This window comes from Oryzophilus luti, assembly GCF_059726245.1.
Window position 1 is genome coordinate 1745367 of the sequence record NZ_AP040874.1, and the last position, 21344, is coordinate 1766710.

Consider the following 21344-nt stretch of genomic DNA (forward strand, 5'->3'; position numbering starts at 1 on the left):
CGATCGAAACTGGCGAGACGTAAAGGTGAATGAGCCGCGCGTCAGCCGAGCCGCGCGCGCAAAACTTCCAGGGCCTTTTCCAGCCGCACTCCGCGGGAAGCCTTCAGCAACACCACGTCGCCGGGCTTCAGCTCCGAGGCCAGCCACTCGCCTGCCTCCTCGGGCGTTTCCACGTACTTTGCCATGGCGCCACCGGCGGCAGCGCCCTCCGCGATGGAAGCGCCATTGCCGCGCACGCCTACCACCAGGTTCACGCCTGCGCGCGCCATGCACTCGCCGCACTGGCGGTGCAGCTTCGGCGACTCCGGCCCCAGCTCCAGCATTTCCCCGGCGACCACAATGCGCCGCGTGGCCGGAATTGTCGCCAGGGTTTCCACCATGGTTTTCAGGGCCTTCGGATTGGAATTGTAGCAATCGTTGACGATGGTTGCGCCGCCCAGCTTGAGGATTTCCCCGCGCTTTTCCGTGCTGGAAAGCGTGGCCAGGCTGGCGACGGCGGTCGAGGGCGCAATGCCCTGCTCGGTGGCCACGGCCACGGCGGCCAGCGCGTTCAGCACGTTGTGGCGGCCAATGAGCTTCATCGTGACATGCTCGCGGAAGCCGGGGCCGACGAGGTCAAACGTCGTGCCCTCCAGTCCGCGGCAGACAATGTTCTCCGCCGCGAAATCCGCGGCCTTCTCGATTCCGTAGAACAGCACCTTGCCGTGGAAGTCGCGGCCGAATTGGCTCACGTATTCGTCGTCGGCGTTGAGCACGGCAAGGCCACCAGCGGGCAGCGCCTCAATCAACTCATACTTGGCGCGCGCAATGCCGGCAATGGAATCGAAAAACTCCAGGTGCACCGGGCCAACGTTGGTGACCACACCCGCGTCCGGCTGCGCAATGGCGGCCAGCGCCGCGATTTCGCCCGCGTGCGACATGCCCATCTCGATGACTGCGATCTCGTGCTCCGGCTCCAGACGCAGCAACTGCATGGGCAGGCCCCAATGGTTGTTGAGGTTGCCCAGCGACTTGAGCACGCGCAACTGCGAGCCGAGCACATGCGCGATGCATTCCTTGGTGGTGGTTTTGCCGGTGCTGCCGGTGATGGCGATCAGCTTTTTGCCCCACAGCCGCCGCACCGCCGCACCCAGCCGTTGCAATGCAACGGTGGTATCGTCCACGGCGATCAGGTCGCGGGCGTCGGCAAAGCGCGAGAGCTTGTGGCGGCTGACGACGGCGGCACAGGCGCCATCGCTCAACGCCTTTGCCACATAGTCGTGCCCGTCATTGCGCTCGCCCTCGATGGCGAAGAACAACTCGCCGTGGGCGATGCTGCGCGAATCAATCGAATAGCCGGTGGCGATCATGCTGGGGTCAAACTGCCCGTGCCCCTGCATGAACTCCGCGGCCCGCCTGAGTTCGAGCCTCACTTTGCACCTCCGCCGTTGTAGCCGAGCCGGGCAAGCTCTTCGTGCGCGACTTCACAATCGTCGAATGGGAAGACGCCCTCGCGCGTGGTCTGAGTCTTCTCGTGTCCCTTGCCTGCGATGAGCACGATATCGCCCGGATGCGCCTCGCTGAGCGCCAGCGCGATGGCCTTGCGGCGGTCGGGTTCTGCCTTGTAGCGGACGCCGCTGCGCTGCAGGCCGGGCATCGAATCGTTGATGATCATCAGCGGGTCTTCGCTACGCGGGTTGTCACTGGTGACGACCACAAAATCGCTGCCACGTCCGGCGGCCTCGCCCATCAGCGGACGCTTCGCCCGGTCGCGGTCTCCGCCGCAGCCGAAGACGGTGATGACCCGTCCGTGTGCGGTACCGCGCGTGACGAACTCGCGCCCCAGCCGCGTCAGGTTCTTCAGCGCATCGTCGGTGTGCGCGTAATCCACGGCAACGGCGAACGGCTGTCCGCAATCCACTTTTTCAAAACGTCCCGGCACGCGCTCCATCTTTGCCGCGCCTTCGGCGATCTGCGCCAACGTGAGGCCGCGCGCGAAGGCCGCGCCACAGGCGGCAATCACGTTGTAGACGTTGACGCGCCCCAGCAGCGGCGAGTGAATCTCCACCGGCCCGGCGGGCGTGGTGAGCGTGAAGCGGTTGCCCGCGGGCGTCATCTGCAGGTTCTCGGCGTGGAAGTCGCCCTCGGCAACGCCGTAGCTGTACACGTCCTGGCTGTGCGTGCGGGAGAACTCCAGCAGCCTCCTGCCGTATTCGTCTTCGACATTAATGACCGCCGCGCGCGGAGGCTCGGTGCCGCAGCCTTCAAACAGGATGCGCTTGGCCTCGTAGTAACCCTCCATCGTCTTGTGGAAGTCGAGGTGGTCGCGCGTAAGGTTGCTGAAGACAGCCACATCAAACGGCACGCCCCAGACGCGGCCCTGCGCCAGTGCGTGCGAGCTAACCTCCATGACGGCCTCGCTCGCACCCAGCTCCAGCGCCTCGTAGAAGAGCTGGTTGAGTTCGAGCGACTCCGGCGTGGTGTGCGGCGATGGCAGCACCTTGCCCGGCAGGTGGTACTCCACGGTCCCCACCAGTGCGCTCTTGCGCCCGGCCTCGCGCAGCAGCGACTCCACCAGAAACGCCGTGGTCGTCTTGCCGTTGGTGCCGGTGATGCCGGTGATCGATAGCTTCTCTGCCGGATGCTTGTAGAAGTTCGCGCTCAAACGTGCCAACGCGCGGCGTCCGTGCGGCACCACCGCCCAGGCCACGCCCTCGCGCGGCGTCTGCTCCGGAGAATCCGTGACCACGGCCGTGGCTCCGGCGGCCAGCGCGTTATCAATGTAACGGTTGCCGTCGGTGGTCTCGCCCTTCATGGCCACAAACAGAAAGTCTTTCGCGACGCGGCGCGAATCGTAGTCGAGCCCCGCGACGGCCGCATTGCCCGCGCGGGAGAGGAGCTCGACTCCATCGAGAATGTGCTCAAAATCCATGACGTACCTGACCGATTATCGCGTAAAACGTACAGAAACTCTTGATCCGGGCGGCACACGCGTGCCGGGCGCGGGCGATTGCTGACGCGCGATGCCGCTGCCAATCACCTGCAACTCAAAGCCCGACTGATGCGCCAACTCCACCGCCGAGCGCAATGGCCGGCCGATAAAGCTCGGCACCGGCTGCCCCTGCCCGACGGCAATCACCACCGTACCCGAGCCCGGACGCGGCGGCGCGTTGTTCGCAGCGTGTTGCGGCAGCGGCGCGCTCTGCGGGGCCGCCTTCGTGGCCGCAGGCATCATACCCTTGTTCTGCTGCACGGGCACCATCGGCTCCGGCGCCGCCTCGCCCAGCTCCGCCATCTCGCCCTCGCGGTGCGGCGTTGCATCCTCGATGTCGCCTTCCTTGGCACGCGCGCGCAGCATCTGCCGCATGACGTCGTTCTTGGTCTCCACATCGCGCGGCACGTTCAAATAGGCCAGCACCTGCTCGGCCACGCGCTTGAAGACCGGCGCGCAAACCTGTCCGCCCTGGTGCAGGCCGCGTGCGGAATCCAAAATCACCGCGACCGTAATGGCCGGATTATTAACGGGCGTAAAGCCGATGAAGCTGCCAACGTAGTCGGTCTTGGAGTAGGCGTGCGTGCGCGGGTCCACCTTTTGCGCGGTGCCGGTCTTGCCCGCCGAGGTGTAGCCATCCAGGATGGCGCGGCGGGCGGTGCCTTCCAGCACCACCTGCTCCATCAACCGGCGCATCAGCGCGGCGGTCATGGGCGACACCACGCGGTGCTGCTCGGCCGGGTGAAACACAATCTGCTGGTAGCCCTTGTTCGGCTCGGTGACGGCGGCCACAATGCGCGGCGGCGTGTAGACGCCATCGTTCGCGATGGTCGATACCATCGAAATCATCTGCACCGGCGTCACGCCCACTTCCTGCCCCATCGACATGGAACCGATCGTGGAGCCGCTCCAGCGCGCCGGAGGCTTCACCAGCCCGCGGGTTTCGCCGGGCAGCTCAATGCCGGTCTGCGCGCCAAAGCCGAAGGCGCGAACGTATTTGTAGAGACGGTCGGGGCCAAGGCGCAGGCCCATCTTCACCGCGCCCACATTGCTCGACTCCGCATAAGCCTTTTCCACCGAAACGGTGCCGATGTGGTGCGAGTCCTTGATTCGGATGCCGCCCACGGCAATGCCGCCCGGGTCGCAGTTGATCATCTCCTCGGGCCGTGCCAGACGCTCCTCGAAGACCGAGGAGTAAGTCATGGTCTTGAATGCCGATCCCGGCTCGTAAGCGTCGCTGACCGCATGGTTCTTGAGCGAGGCCGGAGTGATCTCCTTGGAGAAGTTCGGATTGAACGTGGGGCGGTTGGCCAGCGCCAGGATTTCGCCGGTCTTCGGGTTCTGCACGATGACCGTGCCGGCCACGGCGCCAGTGTCCTTCATGGCCGCGTCCAGCTCTTTTTCCGCTATGTACTGGATCTTTTCGTCGATGGTGAGAACGACGTTGTCGCCGGGGGTGGACTGATCCTTCATGTTGGCGAGGAAGCGGCTGCGGCGCGCGTCCTGCTGGATGATCATCTCGCCCTCGGTGCCGCGCAACTGCTCGTCAAATTGCAGCTCAACGCCTGCCAGCCCCTTGTCGTCCATGCCCACATAACCGAGCAACTGCGCGCCCAGGTCGCGCTTGGGATAGAAGCGCTTGGCCTCCTTCTGGAAGCCGATGCCCTTCAAGTTCAACTGACGGACGCGGTCGGCGGTATCGGCGTCAACCTTGCGCGCCACCCACGCAAAGTAACGCTGCGCCTTCATGCGCGCCAGCAACTCCTGCGGGTCGGCGCCCAGCACCTGCGCCAGAATCGAGGCGGTCATGGCCTGGTCGGGAATTTCACTGGGAACTGCGTAGATGGAGTCGACGGGCACGCTCATGGCGAGCTCCTGCCCGTGACGGTCGTAGATAACGCCGCGGCGCGGCGAGAGCGGCACCTTGCGCTGCTGCTGGCGGGCCGCCTGCTTGGTGAAGAATCCGTAGCGGAAGACCTGCAACTGCACCAGACGGAAGCCGATGGCCAGCGTCCATAGCAACAGCAGCCCGGTAAAGATCTGCAACTTCAGTTGCGCGTTCTTGGTTGATGCTGTACCGGCCGCCATCTACGCCACCAAACTCCCGGCTTGCTGGCCAGGCAATTCATTCGTCCGCGACAGAGGAAAACTCACAGTCTCCGGGCGCAGAGTACCTCAAGCGCCCCAAGGAATACTGTATACAAAGAAAGCGGCCCGTGCAGGCCAACTCCCGGCAGAACCTGGGGGCAGGCCGCACGAACCGCGGATTTCCCGAACCTGCTGGCTGCGTCAGGGCAGCGAAACTACTCCGAGCCCGCTGGCGCGCGCCATCACCGGCGTGCTGGCGTCGGCGGCCGGCTCAACGCTTTGCACCTGACCGGCAACGGGCAACTGCATGCCCATCTGCTTGGCCAGCGCATCAATGCGCTCAGGGTCCTTCAGCGACGCCTCTTCCAACCGCAGCGTCTTGTTCGTGTCGGTCAGCGCGTCACGCTGCTGACGCAGGTTCTCAATCTTGTAGCCGTATTCCACCGCGCTGTAATGCTGCCACAGGTAGGCCATGCAGAAGCTGAACAGCACCACCATGGCGGCGGAGAACACGATCATTTCGCGACGGCGGTCGTTATCCATCTGGCGCACAAGGCGGCTGTTGTCGATCTGCTTGGTCAGCAGAGCCTCGGGCGCGCCCGGCATGTAGCGGCGCGTCGTCTGCTGCGGCGGCTCAAGAGCGGCCAGCAGCTGCGGCAAATTTGCGGTCCAGATCGCCATCTTAGGCAGCTCCCATGCGCACGTTCGTGCGCGCAACTTCTTCCCACTGCGGAGCAGGGGCAACGTACCAGGAGCGCACCGGGGGCTGCGGCTTCACCGGACGGGACTCGGCGCGCTTCTCGGCGCGTTCGACCATCTGCATCAGGTCTTCAATCATGGTTCCCGTAAACATTAGGCGGCTCCTTTCCAACCACTCCCGGACTGGCCGGGTTTTGCACATCTTCCACAGGTTTTTCCACATTACTAACTTGGTTAAATCGGAAAAACCTAAGTTACTCAAATTCTCTAAAGCAACTCGGCGGCCCGCAACTTCGCGCTTCGCGCCCGCCAATTCTGCTCAATCTCTTCTTCGCTGGCCGTAACCGGCTTGCGGGTGATCAGCTCGTACATGCCGCGCTGCGAACCTTCGCGCATGGCATCCTTCACCAGCCGGTCTTCCAGCGAGTGGAAGCTGATGACCACCAGCCTTCCACCTTTCTTGAGCGCTTTGGGCGCGCCTTTGGTATCCAGCAGCGCGCGCAAATCGTCCAATTCGCGGTTTACGAAAATACGGAGAGCCTGAAAGGTCAGTGTCGCTGGGTGAATGCGAGAATTCATTGGCCGGGCCGCGGCCGACACAACTTTGGCTAGATGAGCGGTCGTTTTTATCGGCCGCGCCCGAACAATGGCTCTGGCGATTCTCCGCGACCTCCTTTCCTCACCGTATTCGTAGATCAGGTCGGCGAGATCGTTTTCGTCGAACTGATTTACCACTTGCTCGGCGGTCAGCCCGGACTCCGGGTTCATCCTCATGTCCAGAGGGCCTTCCGCCTGAAAACTGAATCCACGCGAAGCGTCGTCAAACTGCATGGAGCTGACGCCCAGATCGGCAAGCAGGCCGTCGGCCGAGTGCGGCTCGACGTGCTCGGCCAGCTCAGCATAGGAGGCGTGAATCAACTTCACCTCCGGCCAGTCACCGGCCAACTCCGCCGGCGGCTCACTCAATCGCTTCGCGGCCATCTCAATCGCGCGCGTGTCTTTATCGAAGCCAATCAAACGACCCTGTCGGCCGAGGAGTTTTGCGATGCCGTAGCTGTGCCCGCCCAACCCCAGAGTGGCGTCGATATAAGTCCCGCCGCGCTTGACGGCCAGGAGATCGATCGCTTCCTTGTAAAGAACGGAAACATGGCCAAACTGCCGGGGACCATGCGCGTCCGGCTGGACGCTGTTGTTGTTGCTCAAACTCTTCCTCACCAGATTCCAAGGCTCTTGAGAGATTTCTTCTCATCAGGCGTGATCCGGTCCTGTTCAATCTGCTGGAGGTAATCCGCCATCAGTTGAACTTCCAGGTGGTTGAGAACTCCCACCACCGCAACCTCACCCTTGAGTTCCGCCTTATCCCGAAGCGTGCTGGGAATCAGCAGGCGCCCCTGTCCGTCAATCTCTACAACCTGTCCCCAAAAACTGGTTTGACGCTGGAACTTCTCCATCTCTTCCGAGGGATTGGTCAGCATCAACTGCTCAATCTGTTCCCATTCCTTCAGGGGATACACTTTGGCAATTTTCCCGTCCATGCTCGTGATGTAGAATTCAGGACCGTATTTCTCATCGAGCTCGCGCTTGAAATCCGCCGGAACCTTGAGTCGGCCCTTTTCGTCAACGCGGGTTGGGTGGTTGCCTCGAAACATTGATAGGGCCCCCGGGGGCCCGAAACTTTTTCCCTGGCCTGTGGCCAGCGTTCTAAGGAGCCTTTGTGAGCCGTCGGATCAGTTCTTGTCGGTGCGGAGCCCGGTTTTTCTTCTCTGCCTCAGTGCACCCGACCACTCGATCCCACTTTTTAGCCCTTTTGTTCCCCTTTGTCCCACCCATCCTACCGTAGAGTTGGGCCTTGTCAACATGAATTTTTCGGTTTCAGGGATTTTTTGCGCCTTTTTTTGGCCTTGACGCAGATTCGGGGCCGGACCTTGGCCATCTACTACAGATAGTGTTTATTCTGTTGGTTCGTCGGTAGGTGCCGTATGGGAGCGTTTCGAGCTGAGCAGTGGGTGCCCGTGGAACTGGCGCAGGTCTTCGCGTTCTTCAGCGATCCGCACAACCTTCCGCGGATTATGCCGCCGGAGCTGGCGGCCCGCGTGGAGCGGATTGAGTTCCCCGCCGCCGGGCAGGCAATTCCTATAAGAGAAGATGTCCGCTCCACTGAGGGCCACCCGGCGGGCGCCACCCCGGGGTTCCGGCCTGCCGAGGAGGGCACCCGCATCGTCGTTTCCTTCCGTCCAATCCCTTTTGTCCCACTGCGCACCGAATGGCGGGCCCGGATTGTCAGCTACACGCCACAGAAGGAATTCCAGGATGTGCTGGAGCACGGCCCCTTTGCCGACTGGCACCATGCCCACGGCTTCCGCGAGGAACTGCGCAGGGGGCAGCGCGGAACCATCATCACCGACCACGTACGCTTCCGGGTGGGGTATGGCTGGGTGGGGCGCATGCTGGAGGCAACCATTGAACGCGCCATCGGGCGGGCCTTCCGCCATCGTCAGGAGCAGGTGGAGCGCCTGCTGCTAGAATCGCTCGGACAGAAACAATAGAGCGGCGCCCGTGAGCGCCGCTCCCCTGCCCTTCACGAATCCCGCTGCTAGTGAATGCCCTTGGCGTTCAGGAAATTGGAATACTTCTGGTCGCAGCCGGCAATGTGCTTGGTCAGCCAGTCGCGCAGGAAGTTGAGCAGCGGCACGCTGAGCGAGACGCGTCCGGCGTTGTAGTCGTCCACGAACTTCTTTACCTGCGCGGTCAGCAGTTCATGCTCGGACTTGTGCGAGGCCAGCTCCGGGTAGCCGCACTGCTTCATGATGTGTTCTTCGGCGGCAAAGTGGTTCTCGGTGTAGCTGGCCAGCCGGCGCAGCACCTCGGAGACGATCTCCTTGCCATGCCCCTGCACCATGGCCTCGTGCAGGCCATTCACCATGCGGAACAGCTCCTGATGATGATGATCGAATTGCGCAACGCGCACGCTGTAGGACTCGCTCCACGCCAGCAGGGTCATGACGGCTCTCCTTCGAGCTTCCATCTGTCATGACTATCGACGAAGCACGGGAGGAAACGTGATTCGGTGGAAAACATTCCCTGCCACCGCCGCCCAAAACAGAAGGGCCGCGCTGCCAGCTTTCTTTTGGGAAGCGGCGTCGCGGCCCTGACTTATGAAACCTGCTTTGCGGCTTAGGCCAGCGTGGCCTGACCGGAGCGCACCTGCGCCTCCTTGCGGGCGATCCACTCCATCCACTGCTTCATGCCGTCACCGGTCTTGCAGCTCACTTCGACAATCTCCATGCCGGGGTGCACGCTGCGGGCGTTCTGCTTGGCCAGCTCGGCGTCAAACGAAACGTACGGCAGCAGGTCCACTTTGCTGAGCACCATCAGCTCGCTCTTGAAGAAGATGGACGGGTACTTGAGCGGCTTGTCCTCGCCCTCGGTCACGCTGAGCATCACGATCTTGGCGTGCTCGCCCAGGTCGTAGCTGGTGGGGCACACCAGGTTGCCCACGTTCTCGATGATGAGCAAATCCATCTCGTCCAGCGGCCAGTCGGCAATGTGGCGCGAGATCATGCTGGCGTCCAGGTGGCAGGTGCCGCCGGTGATGATCTGCTTCACCGGGAAGCCCCACTGCGCCAGGCGCTTGGCATCGTTCTCGGTCTGCAGGTCGCCGGTCAGGACCTTGACGCGCTTGTCCTTGGGAAACTGTTGCAGCGTGTGCTCGAGCAGCGTGGTTTTGCCGGAGCCGGGCGAGCTGATCAGATTGATGACGGTGATGTTGTGCTGGCGGAACTTCTCGCGAAGCTCGTTGGCGATGCGCTGGTTCTCGTTCAGCACCTTCTTTTCTACGACGATCTGGCTCACGGTTCCTCCCGATGGCTCCGCTCACAGCCGATGGATTCGGCGTATTCGCCGCCTTCCGGCTGCTGCATGGAATCGCCTTCCGCGACTCCGCTAATCCGCGTCCACGAAGGCGATGTTCAACTCTTCGCCGCTGACGGTTTCGGTGGCAAGCTCGCCACACGTCGGACAATCTGTATTGTAGTTCTCCACCCGCCACTGGTGCCCGCACTTGGGACATCGTTGCAGGCGGGGCACACGCTCAATCTCCAGCGCGAGCGGGTCCCAGTGCGAGTCCTTGACCAGCGCGTTGAAGCCGAATTCCAGGGAATCCGGGTCCACGCCGCTCAACTCTCCGACCCGCAGGCCGACCTTGGTGAAACGCGCGCCGGGATGCTTGACCAGTTCCTTCTCCAGCGTGTCGAGTATGGCCGATGCAATGCTCAGTTCGTGCAAATCACACCTTCGCGGATGACGACTAACAGAATTATGGGCCGCCGATGTCTCACGGCTCTGTGACGCGGCGCACAAATCATCCCTGCCATAAAATTATCCCACAGCCCACGGTTTACAATTTCGAGCATGTCCTCCAACAAGCATCCTGAACCACTTTCCTTTGCGTTGCCGGGCCAGGGCAGGGCCGACTGGGACGCTTACGTTGAAGACTTCCGCAAGGCCGCCCATCAGGCAGTGGACTGGACCGCGGATTTTCTCGCCGACATGCGCGAGCACCGCGTGGTGCCCACCATGAAGCCCGGCGAGCTGATTGACAAATTGCCCGCGCACGCCCCCGACCAGCCCGAGAGCTATGCGGCCATCCTGAAAGACTTTGAGACCACCGTACTGCCGGCCGTGACGCACTGGAACCATCCGGGCTTCATGGCCTACTTCGGCACCACGGGCTCCGCCCCGGCGGTGATTGCCGAGATGATGGCGGCGGCGATGAACTCCAACGGCCTGCACTGGAAGACCTCGCCCGCCGTGGCCGAGCTGGAGCAGGTGACGCTGGGCTGGCTGCGCGAGTGGCTTGGCCTGCCGCCGGAATACTTCGGCATCATCTACGACACGGCCAGCGTGAGCACCATGCACGCCATTGTCTGCTCGCGCGAGTTTGTGGCGCCGCAGATGCGCGAAGAAGGCGCCACAAACAACCTGGTGCTCTATACCAGCGACCAGGCGCACTCGTCGGTGGAGAAGGGCGCAATCGCCGTCGGCTTTGGCCAGCACCAAGTGCGCATTGTGCCCAGCGACGCCGAGTTCAAGATGCGCGTCGACTCGCTCGAAGACATGATCCGCAACGACATTGCTGCCGGCCTGCGCCCCACCTGCGTGGTGGCCACCATTGGCACAACGTCCTCGACCAGCGTCGATCCGGTTCCGCAGATTGCCGACATTGCCGAGCGCTACGGCATGTGGCTGCATGTGGACTGCGCCTACGCCGGGCCGTGCGCCACGCTGCCGGAGATGAAGCACTTCTTCGCCGGACTGGAACGCGCCCACTCCATCGTCACCAACCCGCACAAGTGGATGCTGACGCCGATGGATTTGAGCGTCTTCTACACGCGCAAGCCCGAGGTGCTGCGGCAGGCGTTCTCGCTGGTGCCTGAGTACCTGCGCACCGTGGACGACCCGCGCGCCGTGCACCTGATGGATTACGGCGTGCCGCTCGGCCACCGCTTCCGCTCGCTCAAACTCTGGTTCCTGATGCGCTACTTCGGCAAGGAAGGCATCCAGAGCGTGCTGCGCCATCACATCGAACTGGGCAAACAGTTCGCCTCGTGGGTGGACGCCGATGCGCGCTTCGAGCGCGTTGCGCCCGTCAACTTCTCCACCGTCTGCTTCCGCGCCAAAGGCACCGACGAGCTGAACCACGCGATTCTGAACGAAGTGAACCGCGACGGCCGCGTCTTCCTCTCGCACACGGAGCTGAACAAGAAGATCGTGATGCGCATCGCCATTGGCAACCTGCGCACCTGCGAGCAGGACACCTCGCTGGCCTGGCAGCTTGTGCAGCAGGCCGCCGACAGGCTGATGAAGTAACCGCACTCCCCATTTGGATGCACCGCCGCTGCGAGAACGGTGGTGCATCAGATCCTCACATTGATGCTGAATGAATTTGAAATCCGAAAGCGAATGGCCCCAGCGGTCCTTTCATCGTCTTGGCAACACCAGACGCCTCGTAGAGGAGGTTAGCAATTGCCTCTACATCTCGCTTCGCAAGGTCGGCATTCTTCTCCGTGCAGAGTTTCTCCCATTGCGCCTTGAGCGGCTCGCCCAATTTCCCATCCAGGAATTCATCAAAGCGCTCATAGCTCTCGCTGGTCAGCAACTCTCTCTTGCCGTGTGCAACCGCATTCCTGAAGCTGAAGAGCAATTTTACAATCTGCCATGGAGGCAAACCATAATCGGGCTTGACCTTTACCCAATCAGCTAACAACTCCAGCTTTTGATATGTTCCAAGTCGTTCTAGGTATTTCCAATGCGGCACAAGCTCTTGCCCAAGCCAATTCAAGAATGCTTCAAGGCAAAAGGCTCGAAAAACCAGGCTAGCCCGGAACAGATGAGCGGCACCCTCTTGCTGCTTTTTACCAGCCTCGAGCAAGTAATTAGATGTATGCCACAACTCTGCATGCGCTCTCAAATCTCTTTGCTTGGTTACAAATGCCTTCTTCACGACTGCATTGTTCATGCCGGAATTTTACGCAGTGAAGCTGCTGTATTCCTATGGAATTTCCTAGCCTCGTTGCGCATTCAGAAAGTCCACTTAGACCGGATAGAGCAATTTGGGAAACAGAATTGACGACGTCCTACCTCCCTGCACTTCCCATTCCAGCACTGCCCGCGCTTTTCACACGCCTTAGTGACCGCTGATACAGACATCAGTTCGGCTACTGTGGTCATGTATCCGGCACGACAATTCGCGGACTGATGTCGTTGTTCATCGGCCCAAGGTTCTGACTACGAGAACGGATGACGGAGTGTTGCGTCCGGGGTAGCACCGGTACGGAGACACTTTCCGCCAGGCCGGTTCAGACCAAGGAGCATGCCCATGGCAACCACAGTAGCGGACAAACGCGCCGACCTCGCCGGCCCCGGCATTGGCAATTACGAGGAACTCGAGCGCGTTCTGCCCAAGGACTACATCCCTCTTCTCTCCCCGCGTGATACGCAGAAGGCCATCTTCGCCCTGAAGCGTTACATCGAGGACAACCTCTGCCGCGAGCTGAACCTCATCATGGCCACCGTGCCGCTCATCGTCGATAGCGAAAGCGGCGTCAATGATTTTCTGGACCGTGACGGCTCCCGCACGCCCATTCAGTTCCACATCTCCAACGACCACGACCTGCACCCGATTGAGGCGCAGATTGTGCAGGCCGCCACGAAGTGGAAGAGAGTGGCGCTCAAGCAGTTCGGCTGCCATCCGGGCGAAGGCATCTGCACCGACATGCGCGCCGTGCGCAAGGATTACTTCCTTGACCACGACCACTCCTGCTACGTGGACCAGTGGGACTGGGAGCGGGTCATCACGCCGGAGCAGCGCAGCGTTGAGTTCCTGAAGACCATCGTCCGCTCCATCTGGAAGGTCATTGTCGGGGCCGACCGCTTTGCCCGGCAGCTCTTCCCGCAGCTTGCCACGCCGAAGTATCCGCCACTGCCCGAGGAGATTCACTTCATACACGCCGAGGATCTCCTCGACATGTATCCCGACCTGCCGCGCAAGAAGCGCGAGACGATGATTCTGCAGAAGCATCCGGCGGTGTTCATCATCGGCATCGGCTGGCCGCTGAAGGACGGCTATCCGCATGAGATGCGCGCCGCCGACTACGACGACTGGGTGACCGAAACGACGCGGAAGGACGGTCAGACCTATCACGGCCTGAACGGCGACATCCTCGTCTGGAACCCGGTGACCAGCCGCCGCCACGAGCTGTCGTCGATGGGCGTCCGCGTGAACGCGAAGACCCTGGAGACGCAGCTTTCGATGTCCAACCAGCTGCACTTCCTCGACTACCCGTATCACCGCGCCATCATCAACCATGAGATACCGCTCTCCATCGGCGGCGGCATTGGCCAGGCACGTACCCTGATGCTGCTGCTGCGGAAGGCGCATCTCGGTGAGGTGACGGTGAGCGTGTGGCCGAACAAGCTCAAGGAGATCTGCGAGAAACACAATATTTTCGTTCTGGAATAAAACGATCCTTGAGTAGCGGGCAGCCCGCCCGTGCGCCGGCCGACGAACATGCGCTGCTTGTCGTAACCGCGACACAGCCGCCTCTTGGCGAATGGCTCCGAAGCCGGCGCCTCGGCGGGCGGGCCTGAACAGGCGCCAGTTGCCGCGCGCCGGACCACCCCGGCCCGGCAACCGCGACGCATGAGGTGCCCGGCAACAGAGCGCAGGATGTGGAGGCATCCTCTACGCACTCCTTCCTCCTTCGGGCACTAAGACGGAGAGGGACCTCAGTACGAGGTCCCTCTCTTTGTGTCTGCTATGAAATCTGGCTAGTCTTCTTCGATGCCGGGCTTGATGTTGACGCCGAGGTTCTTCAGCCCCGGACGCTCCTTCAGCGTGGTGTGGTATTGCGGCAACTGATTCACGCGCTCCAAATACTCCGGCAGGTACATGAGCGTGCGGCGCGCGCCAATGCAGCCGCTCTTGCTGGAGGTCTCCAGCCACTCCAGCGCACGGTCAATATCCTTCTGCACGCCGCGGCCGTCGTAGAACATCAGGCCAAGCTCGAACTGCGCCTCGTGGTCGCCGCGCTGCGCGGCCAGCATGTAGTAGGCGAAGGCCTGCGCGTTGTCCACCGGCGTACCCAAGCCCTTGGAGTAGACGCGGCCCAGCTCGCTCATGGCGTCGCGGCGGCCCTGGTCGGCGGCCTTGCGATACCACGCAATGGCCTCCTTGATGTCGGCCTCGCAGCCCAGGCCCTTCTCCAGACAGTAGCCGTAGTGGTGCTGCGCCTCGGCGTTGCCCTTCTCGGCGGCACGCTTGTAAAGCTCGACGGCCTTGTTCAGATCCTCGGCGACGCCCTTGCCGTGGCGGTAGAGCCAGCCCAGCTTGCACTCGGCTTCGGCGTGTCCCTGCTCGGAGGCCTTGGCATACCACTCAGCGGCCTCGGCAAAGTCGCCCTTCACCACGCGGTAGAGCGACGCGAGACGGCACTGCCCCTCGGCGTCTCCGCTGGTGGCCAGCACCCGGTAGACACGGAAAGCGTCGTCGAACTTCTTGGCGTCAATGGCCGCGCGGCCCTCGCGATGCAGCTTCTGGGCCTCCACGGAAACAGTGCCAGCACGATTGGGCATCAGAGTCCTCGGTTCCGAATGGAATGAGACATTCTACCGCAGGGCACGAAGGCGTCCCATATTTCGGATGGCGCAGGAATCTCGGGGCCCTAGTTCTATGGGTATTCCAGTGTCATTGGATGCCCCAGGTTGTTGGGTACCCCAAGTTCTCGGGTGCCCCAGGTTCGCCGAGCGCAGCGAGGCTAACCTGGGATGCGACCATTCCTCCCCTGCGCCGTCCACTCCGACTCAATCTCCACCGCTCCAAACTCACCGGTTGCATAGTGCCTGTAGCTGCTCCATGCTCAATCTTCAGGCGCGGCGCACAATCCGCGTTTGACCGGGTTGCGGTGGATGTATCTCATCTTCTCCGCAAAATCCGGGTAGCTCCGGATGTTGCGGTCGTAATAACGCTTCTCCCAGAGTCCCCCGTCCCAGCTGCCCGGTTCCAACTTCCGCGCATTCTTCGATGACGAGAGTTTGAGGAAGTGAATCGCGTCGGCCAGCAACTTTGCCGAAGGCTCACTGAGCATGAGGTGTACATGCTCGGGCATCAGCACGTAGGCATATACCTGAAATCCGAACCGGATGCGTGCTCGCTCCAGCGTTGCCAAGATCATGTTGCAGAGTTGCGGCGTGACGAGGCGTGGTTGCCGATGCAGACAACTGAACGTGACGAAGTGCGTCTGTTTGCTCTGCTGAAAGCGATGGAGACCTTCGGGCATCGAGCACCTGCCGAATCAGAAGAGTGAAGGTTCAATGAGGAACTTCGCATCCCAGGTTAGCGCCCAACCGCAGGGCGCGAACCTGGAGCACCCGGCGTCCGCTATTGGGGCGGGGTGCCCCAGGGCTCCGCCTATTTTGCGGCGTTCACGTGGAATGCGATTCGCATCGCCCTCGCCATCCACGAACCATCAGACTTGCCGAGAAGATAGAAGCTTCCAATTGCTTTTCACAAGTGTCACAAATCCGAAGCTGAGATATGCAAACCACACAGACCAGCCGATGTGGAAAAACCGCTGCTTCAGGCCCATGTACTCCTCCAGCACATGCGGCATGAACGCAAGAAACCCAAGAGACATCAGAATCAAAGTGGCAAGCGACATGGGAACGAGATGGCGCAGTCCTTTGTTCCTCCAACGAAGAAGTCCCAAGGCCGGAGAAAGTATCAGCAGTATAGAGGGAGACCCCAGAATTCCGTGCAACCTTAATGGGAGGGGAAACAGCGCGGCTCCTGCGATGGAAATTGAGAAGGCCAGAATCAACAGGACTGGCAAAACACTCAAATTCTCCGCTCTACACACTCGATAGAGTTCCGATACAAACAACATGCTGAGCGCGGAACAAACCAACAATCCGGCCATGAAGACATACTGAGATTCCGTCCCAATCGTCCCCAACTCGCTAACCATTCGCGTGAGGTGATTGTAGTTACCCTGCATGAAGCCTGCGATGAAGGTGGTAGCAAAGAAGACGATTGGAATACAGAACCCCAGATACAACAGCGGCTTGCTGTTCATCCAGTCCTCATTTCTGGTGAGGCTATCAGTCTATTTCGATGAAGCCGTTGACACACGACTCGACTTTATTGACGGTTACTTGCGCAATCCACAGGAGATCCTACACTCATGATGCGAGCAGCAACACTGACACCACAAGAGTTTCGGAGCCTGGCCGTGGCGAGTCCCGATAACTTCGCAGTACCCTTTGCGCAGGTAACTGCAAACGCATTCGAGTCGAACAGCAACCTATATCGCGCTGGGCAGCAATCCTCATCGCGGAATATTGTCGCACGCAAGTCCAGAAAACCTACGCCCAGTACGTGCGGTCCAGAGTGCGGTACTGGATGGCTTCGGCGATGTGTTTGACCTCGATCTGCGGGGCAGCTTCAAGGTCGGCGATGGTGCGCGCCACCTTCAGGATGCGGTCATGGGCGCGGGCGCTGAGGCCCTGCTGCGTCATGGCGCGCTCCAGCAGGCGCTCGCAGTCGGCGCTCAGCTCGCAGAAAGTGCGAATCTGCCGCGAGCCCATTTGCGCGTTGGCGTAGCACTTCTCCCCGGCCGCGCGGAAGCGCGTCAACTGAAGCTCCCGTGCGCGCATCACGCGCTCGCGGATGGCCGCCGAGCTTTCCGGCGTGGGGCCGTTGCCACGCAGTTCGCGGTAGTTCACCGCCGGCACGTCAATGTGTATGTCAATGCGGTCAAGCAGCGGCCCGCTGATCTTGCTGATGTAGCGCTGGATCATCGGCGGGGTGCAGTGGCACTCGCGCGTGCGGTCATTGTAGAAGCCGCAAGGGCAAGGATTCATCGCGGCCGCCAGCATGAAGCGCGCCGGAAAGGTCAGCGACATGGACGCGCGCGCAATCGACACCGTGCCGTCCTCCAGGGGCTGCCGCATCACCTCCAGCACGTTGCGCGGAAACTCCGGCAGCTCGTCGAGGAACAGCACGCCGTGGTGCGCCAGCGAGACCTCTCCGGGACGCGGCACAATGCCGCCGCCAATCAGCCCGGCGTCACTGATGGTGTGGTGCGGCGAGCGGAAGGGCCGCGTGAATACCATGCCCGCCGATTCGTCCAGCACGCCGGCCACACTGTGTATCTTCGTCGTCTCCAGCGCCTCGTCAAAGGTCAGCGGCGGAAGGATGGTGGGCATGCGCTTGGCGAGCATCGTTTTGCCGCCGCCCGGCGGGCCAATCATCAGGATGTTGTGGCCTCCGGCGCAGGCCACCTCCATGGCGCGCTTGGCGGTCAGTTGCCCGCGCACGTCCTTGAAGTCGACGGTGTGCTGCTCGGCCTGCGAGAGCAACTCGGCGGGGTTCACCTGCACCGCCGCAGGGCCCTCCCCGGTGTTGATGAGCCGGACGACTTCGGCGAAGTTGCGCATGGGGATGACGCGCACGCCTTCCACCATGGCGGCCTCGCGCGCATTGGCCTCCGGCACCAGCAAGGTGGGGATCTTTCGCGAGCGGGCGGCAACCGCAATGGGCAGCGTGCCGCGCACGGGGCGCAACGAGCCATCGAGTGAAAGCTCGCCGACGATGACGTAGTCGTCAAGTTGCTGCTTGTTCAGTCCGCCGTAGGCGCCGAGGATTCCGAGCGCCATGGGCAGGTCAAAGCCGGAGCCTTCCTTCTTGATGTCCGCTGGTGCCAGGTTGACGGTGATGTGCGTGGGTGGAATGTCGTAACCGCAGTTCTTCAGCGCCGAGCGCACACGCTCGCGGCTCTCGCGCACGGCGGCGTCCGGCAGCCCGACCATGGTGAAGTGGTCCTCGTTGATCTTCACGCCCGAGACGTCCACTTCCACGTCAATAATGTTGGCGTCAATTCCGTAGACAGCCGCACTCAGCGTCTTAAAAAGCATGGTGGCTCCCTGCCCAGTGGAACGGAAGGCCAAGTTTTACATCCGCTTAGCCGGAATGGGAAATGAAACGTTGGGTGGCACCCGAGGTACGCAGCCGAAAAATCTTAGTCCGTAAGACTCAGGTTTCCGCCTTTCCGCTTCGCACTCCCCTTGCAGGAGTGCTAAAATCTGAGGTACCGGCGGGCAGACGGGGATGTGCAAACCCGCGCGTGCAGCGCGAATCACAAACCTAAGCCCATGCATCCAAAGGGGATGCAGAAGACCTAAGCCATGACTCAAGGATCCCAGATCGGACGCCGCCAGCAGGAAATTCTGACGGCCATCATCGAGACCTACATCTCGACCGGGGAGCCTGTGGGTTCGCGCACGCTCTCGCGCAGCAATCGCGAGGGCTTGAGCGCGGCCACCATCCGCAACGTGATGGCAGATCTCGCCGAAGCCGGATTGCTGGAGCAGCCGCACACCTCTGCCGGACGCGTGCCGAGCGTGGAGGGCTACCGCTATTACGTGGAGCGGCTCTCCGGCAGCACGCAGTTGAGCCAGGCCGAAGAGCAGTCGCTAACCAACTTCTTCCAGGGCACCACCGACGTGCAGGACTTCATGGAGCGCACCTCGCACGTGCTCTCGCTGGTCTCACGCGGTGTGGGCGTGGCGGTGGCTACCGCCGGGCCGCGCAACGCGCTGGAGCATGTCCACTTCCAACGTCTGGTGGAGCAGAAGGTTCTGGCCGTGGTCGTCACCCGCAACGGCGTGGTGCGCGACCGCGTCTTCCGCATGACGCACGATGTTTCGCAGGCCGACCTCGACATGGCTGCGCGCTATATCAACGAGAATTTCCGCGGCTGGACCATGCTCGACCTGCAGCACGAGCTGAGCCACCGCCTGGAGCAGGAGCGCAGCGAGTACGACCGGCTGATGCACTCTCTGGAGCAGATTTACCAGTCCGGCGCGCTGAACTCCACCGAGTCGCAGCACGAGGTCTTTGTGGAAGGCATGGCGAACCTTGTGGACCGCGCGCAGGACGAGCAGCGGTTGCGCCAGTTGTTGCAGACGCTGGAAGAGAAGCAGCGCGTGGTGGAGTTGCTGACCGCCTACCTGGACGCGCGGCATGAGGCTGTGCGCGTGGTGATTGGGCTGGAGCAGGCGATGCCCGACCTGAGCAACTTTGTGCTGATTGGCGCGCCCGCCCGCGTGGGGCAGGAAGTGCTGGGCAAGCTGGCCGTCATTGGCCCCACCCGCATGGACTATCAGGCGACGATCCACGCCGTCTCTTACATCACGCGGCTGTTTGACAAGATTTTGAACGACACCGAGTAGGGATTTGTTATGCAGAAGGAAACGGAAAAGATGAACGCCGAGAACGAAGCGCTCGACGCCGAGCGTGAATTACCCGCCAACGAGGCGAAGGATTGCGCCACGGAGTCCGCGGCGGCAGAAGCCGCCCCGGTAACTCCGCAGGATGAGCTGGAAAAGGCGAAGGCTGAAAACTCCGCCTACCTTGACCGGTTGGCACGACTGCAGGCGGAGTTTGACAACTTCCGCAAGCGCAACGCGCGCGAGCAGCAGGAATACCGCGAGTACGCGCTGGCCGACGCGCTGAAACAGGTGCTGCCTATCCTGGACAGCCTGGACCGCGCGGCCAAGACGCCGGCCAATTCGATTGAGGACGTGCAGAAGGGCGTGGAGCTGATCGACCGCCAGTTCCATGACGTGCTGGCGCGGTTGGGCGTGGAGCCTGTCGCGGCCGAAGGCGTATTCGATCCCACACTCCATCAGGCCATCCAGATGGTGGAGACCGCGGAAGTGGAAGACAACCACATTGTTGACGAGTTGCAGCGCGGCTATCGCCTGCGTGACCGCCTGCTGCGCCCAGCCATGGTGCGCGTGGCGCAGAACAGCGGCAAGTAACTTCACGAGGCGGAGGACAGGACCCTGGCAACCCGGCAAAAACGCGATTACTACGAGGTGCTCGGCGTTACGCGCACCGCAACCGAAGTTGAAATCAAGAGCGCCTACCGCAAGCTCGCCATGCAATATCATCCCGACCGCAATCCGGACAATCCGGAAGCGGAGGAGATGTTCAAGGAGTGCGGCGAGGCCTACTCGATTCTGAGTGACTCCGACAAGCGCGCCCAGTACGACCGCTACGGCTTTGAAGGTCCGCAGATGGGCGGCTTCGGCGGCAACGGCGGCGGCTTTGAGACCGTCGACTTCGCCGACCTGTTCAGCGAGATGTTCGGCTTTGGCGACGCCTTCGGCGGCGGGCGTGGCGGACGCCGTTCGCGCGCACAGCGCGGACAGGACCTGCGCGAAGACCTCACCATTGAGTTTGAGGAAGCGGTCTTCGGCACCAAGCAGACGGTCACCATCCGCCGCAAGGAGCCGTGCGAGCAGTGCAACGGCACCGGCTCGGCGAGCGGCAAGGCTCCAGCAGCCTGCAAGCAGTGCGGCGGACGCGGTCAGGTCACCTATCAGCAGGGCTTCTTCAGCGTGGCGCGCACCTGCCCCGCATGCCAGGGAACAGGCACGCGCATCGACGATCCGTGCCGCCGCTGCCACGGCGAAGGCCTGCAGATCAGCAATCACACGCTGGAAGTGAAGGTTCCGGCCGGAGTCGAGGAAGGCACGCGCATTCTGTTCAGCGGACACGGCGACGCCGGTGTGCATGGCGGGCCGGCGGGAGACATCTACGTGGTGCTCCACGTGAAGGACCACGATGTGTTCGAGCGCGAAGGCCGCGACCTGCACTGCGCGGTGCCCATCAGTTTTACGCAGGCGGCGCTTGGCGCGGAGATCCGCATTCCCACTCTCGAAGGCGAAGCCACCATCAAGGTTCCGGAAGGCACACAGTCAAGCACCACGTTCCGCCTGCGCAACAAGGGCGTGCCGGTGCTGAACGGCAACGGCCGTGGCGACCTGTACGTGGAAGTGATGGTGCAGACGCCCTCCAAGCTGACCAAGCAGCAGCGCGAGCTATTGCAGCAACTGCAGGGGACGCTCTCCGTGCAGAACGTGCCTGAGCGTCGCTCGCTGTTCAGCAAGGTGAAGGACATCTTCTCGTAGCTCCCCTTCCAGTTTTCAGACGCGCCATCGGAAAAACCGGTGGCGCGTTTTG

The 21344-nt window shown here is 61.9% G+C and carries 21 protein-coding genes; 6 read left to right on the forward strand and 15 right to left on the reverse strand.

The window, feature by feature from the left end:
• Nucleotides 1-41: 41 nt before the first annotated feature.
• The 7 genes from AC6IZO_RS07510 to AC6IZO_RS07540 form a co-directional block, all read right to left on the reverse strand.
• Nucleotides 42-1412 (reverse strand): UDP-N-acetylmuramoyl-tripeptide--D-alanyl-D-alanine ligase, encoded by a 1371-nt coding sequence (locus AC6IZO_RS07510; RefSeq protein WP_497809563.1) that lies wholly within the window; start codon nt 1410-1412, stop codon nt 42-44.
• Nucleotides 1409-2911: a UDP-N-acetylmuramoyl-L-alanyl-D-glutamate--2,6-diaminopimelate ligase gene (locus AC6IZO_RS07515; RefSeq protein ID WP_497809565.1), complete on the reverse strand. Its 1503-nt coding sequence runs from the start codon at nt 2909-2911 to the stop codon at nt 1409-1411. Before AC6IZO_RS07515 ends, AC6IZO_RS07510 begins: the two co-directional genes overlap by 4 nt.
• Before the next feature lie 15 nt (nt 2912-2926).
• Nucleotides 2927-5059: a penicillin-binding protein gene (locus tag AC6IZO_RS07520; protein ID WP_497809567.1), complete on the reverse strand. Its 2133-nt coding sequence runs from the start codon at nt 5057-5059 to the stop codon at nt 2927-2929.
• A gap of 201 nt (nt 5060-5260) precedes the next feature.
• Nucleotides 5261-5740, reverse strand: coding sequence for a cell division protein FtsL (ftsL, locus tag AC6IZO_RS07525; RefSeq protein ID WP_497809569.1), 480 nt, complete (start codon nt 5738-5740; stop codon nt 5261-5263).
• Between the two features lies 1 nt (nt 5741).
• Nucleotides 5742-5912 carry a hypothetical protein gene (locus tag AC6IZO_RS07530; protein ID WP_497809571.1) on the reverse strand — a complete coding sequence of 57 codons (171 nt, stop codon included), beginning with the start codon at nt 5910-5912 and terminating at the stop codon, nt 5742-5744.
• A 113-nt stretch (nt 5913-6025) separates the two neighbouring features.
• Nucleotides 6026-6961 (reverse strand): 16S rRNA (cytosine(1402)-N(4))-methyltransferase RsmH, encoded by a 936-nt coding sequence (gene rsmH, locus AC6IZO_RS07535; RefSeq protein ID WP_497809573.1) that lies wholly within the window; start codon nt 6959-6961, stop codon nt 6026-6028.
• An 8-nt stretch (nt 6962-6969) separates the two neighbouring features.
• Nucleotides 6970-7407, reverse strand: coding sequence for a division/cell wall cluster transcriptional repressor MraZ (locus AC6IZO_RS07540; protein ID WP_497809575.1), 438 nt, complete (start codon nt 7405-7407; stop codon nt 6970-6972).
• Between the two features lie 330 nt (nt 7408-7737).
• Between AC6IZO_RS07540 and AC6IZO_RS07545 the strand changes: the two genes are divergently transcribed.
• Nucleotides 7738-8304: an SRPBCC family protein gene (locus AC6IZO_RS07545; protein ID WP_497809577.1), complete on the forward strand. Its 567-nt coding sequence runs from the start codon at nt 7738-7740 to the stop codon at nt 8302-8304.
• A gap of 47 nt (nt 8305-8351) precedes the next feature.
• Here AC6IZO_RS07545 and AC6IZO_RS07550 read toward each other — a convergent pair whose 3' ends face one another.
• From AC6IZO_RS07550 to AC6IZO_RS07560, 3 genes are all read right to left on the reverse strand, one after another.
• Nucleotides 8352-8759 (reverse strand): bacteriohemerythrin, encoded by a 408-nt coding sequence (locus tag AC6IZO_RS07550; RefSeq protein ID WP_497809579.1) that lies wholly within the window; start codon nt 8757-8759, stop codon nt 8352-8354.
• Between the two features lie 173 nt (nt 8760-8932).
• Complete coding sequence (gene hypB / locus AC6IZO_RS07555; RefSeq protein WP_497809581.1) at nt 8933-9610, reverse strand: hydrogenase nickel incorporation protein HypB; 678 nt, start codon at nt 9608-9610, stop codon at nt 8933-8935.
• A 90-nt stretch (nt 9611-9700) separates the two neighbouring features.
• Complete coding sequence (locus AC6IZO_RS07560; protein ID WP_497809583.1) at nt 9701-10042, reverse strand: hydrogenase maturation nickel metallochaperone HypA/HybF; 342 nt, start codon at nt 10040-10042, stop codon at nt 9701-9703.
• Nucleotides 10043-10168: 126 nt separating this feature from the next.
• Between AC6IZO_RS07560 and AC6IZO_RS07565 the strand changes: the two genes are divergently transcribed.
• A complete protein-coding gene (locus tag AC6IZO_RS07565; RefSeq protein WP_497809585.1) occupies nt 10169-11626 on the forward strand; it encodes a pyridoxal phosphate-dependent decarboxylase family protein in 1458 nt (485 codons plus the stop codon).
• A gap of 55 nt (nt 11627-11681) precedes the next feature.
• On the opposite strand, the gene AC6IZO_RS07570 is transcribed toward AC6IZO_RS07565, so the two are convergent.
• Nucleotides 11682-12260: a hypothetical protein gene (locus AC6IZO_RS07570; RefSeq protein WP_497809587.1), complete on the reverse strand. Its 579-nt coding sequence runs from the start codon at nt 12258-12260 to the stop codon at nt 11682-11684.
• Between the two features lie 375 nt (nt 12261-12635).
• On the opposite strand from AC6IZO_RS07570, the gene AC6IZO_RS07575 reads away from it, so the two are divergent.
• On the forward strand, nt 12636-13778 hold the full coding sequence (locus tag AC6IZO_RS07575) for an aspartate--ammonia ligase (protein ID WP_497809589.1): 1143 nt from the start codon (nt 12636-12638) through the stop codon (nt 13776-13778).
• A gap of 308 nt (nt 13779-14086) precedes the next feature.
• Here the strand turns inward: AC6IZO_RS07575 and AC6IZO_RS07580 are convergent, their stop codons facing one another.
• The 4 genes from AC6IZO_RS07580 to AC6IZO_RS07595 form a co-directional block, all read right to left on the reverse strand.
• Entirely contained in the window at nt 14087-14890 is an 804-nt protein-coding gene (locus AC6IZO_RS07580; RefSeq protein ID WP_497809591.1) for a tetratricopeptide repeat protein, read from the reverse strand.
• A 284-nt stretch (nt 14891-15174) separates the two neighbouring features.
• Nucleotides 15175-15594, reverse strand: coding sequence for an REP-associated tyrosine transposase (locus tag AC6IZO_RS07585; protein WP_497809593.1), 420 nt, complete (start codon nt 15592-15594; stop codon nt 15175-15177).
• 189 nt (nt 15595-15783) lie between these two features.
• On the reverse strand, nt 15784-16389 hold the full coding sequence (locus AC6IZO_RS07590; protein ID WP_497809595.1) for a DUF998 domain-containing protein: 606 nt from the start codon (nt 16387-16389) through the stop codon (nt 15784-15786).
• Between the two features lie 289 nt (nt 16390-16678).
• The gene (locus AC6IZO_RS07595) at nt 16679-18229 is read right to left on the reverse strand and encodes a YifB family Mg chelatase-like AAA ATPase (protein ID WP_497809597.1); all 1551 of its coding nucleotides are present in this window, start codon (nt 18227-18229) and stop codon (nt 16679-16681) included.
• A gap of 270 nt (nt 18230-18499) precedes the next feature.
• Between AC6IZO_RS07595 and hrcA the strand changes: the two genes are divergently transcribed.
• The 3 genes from hrcA to dnaJ are packed head-to-tail and all read left to right on the forward strand — an operon-like array spanning nt 18500 to nt 21292.
• Nucleotides 18500-19546, forward strand: coding sequence for a heat-inducible transcriptional repressor HrcA (hrcA, locus tag AC6IZO_RS07600; protein ID WP_497809599.1), 1047 nt, complete (start codon nt 18500-18502; stop codon nt 19544-19546).
• A 9-nt stretch (nt 19547-19555) separates the two neighbouring features.
• Entirely contained in the window at nt 19556-20137 is a 582-nt protein-coding gene (gene grpE, locus AC6IZO_RS07605; protein WP_497809601.1) for a nucleotide exchange factor GrpE, read from the forward strand.
• Between the two features lie 24 nt (nt 20138-20161).
• A complete protein-coding gene (gene dnaJ, locus AC6IZO_RS07610; protein ID WP_497809930.1) occupies nt 20162-21292 on the forward strand; it encodes a molecular chaperone DnaJ in 1131 nt (376 codons plus the stop codon).
• The last annotated feature ends 52 nt before the right edge of the window (nt 21293-21344 follow it).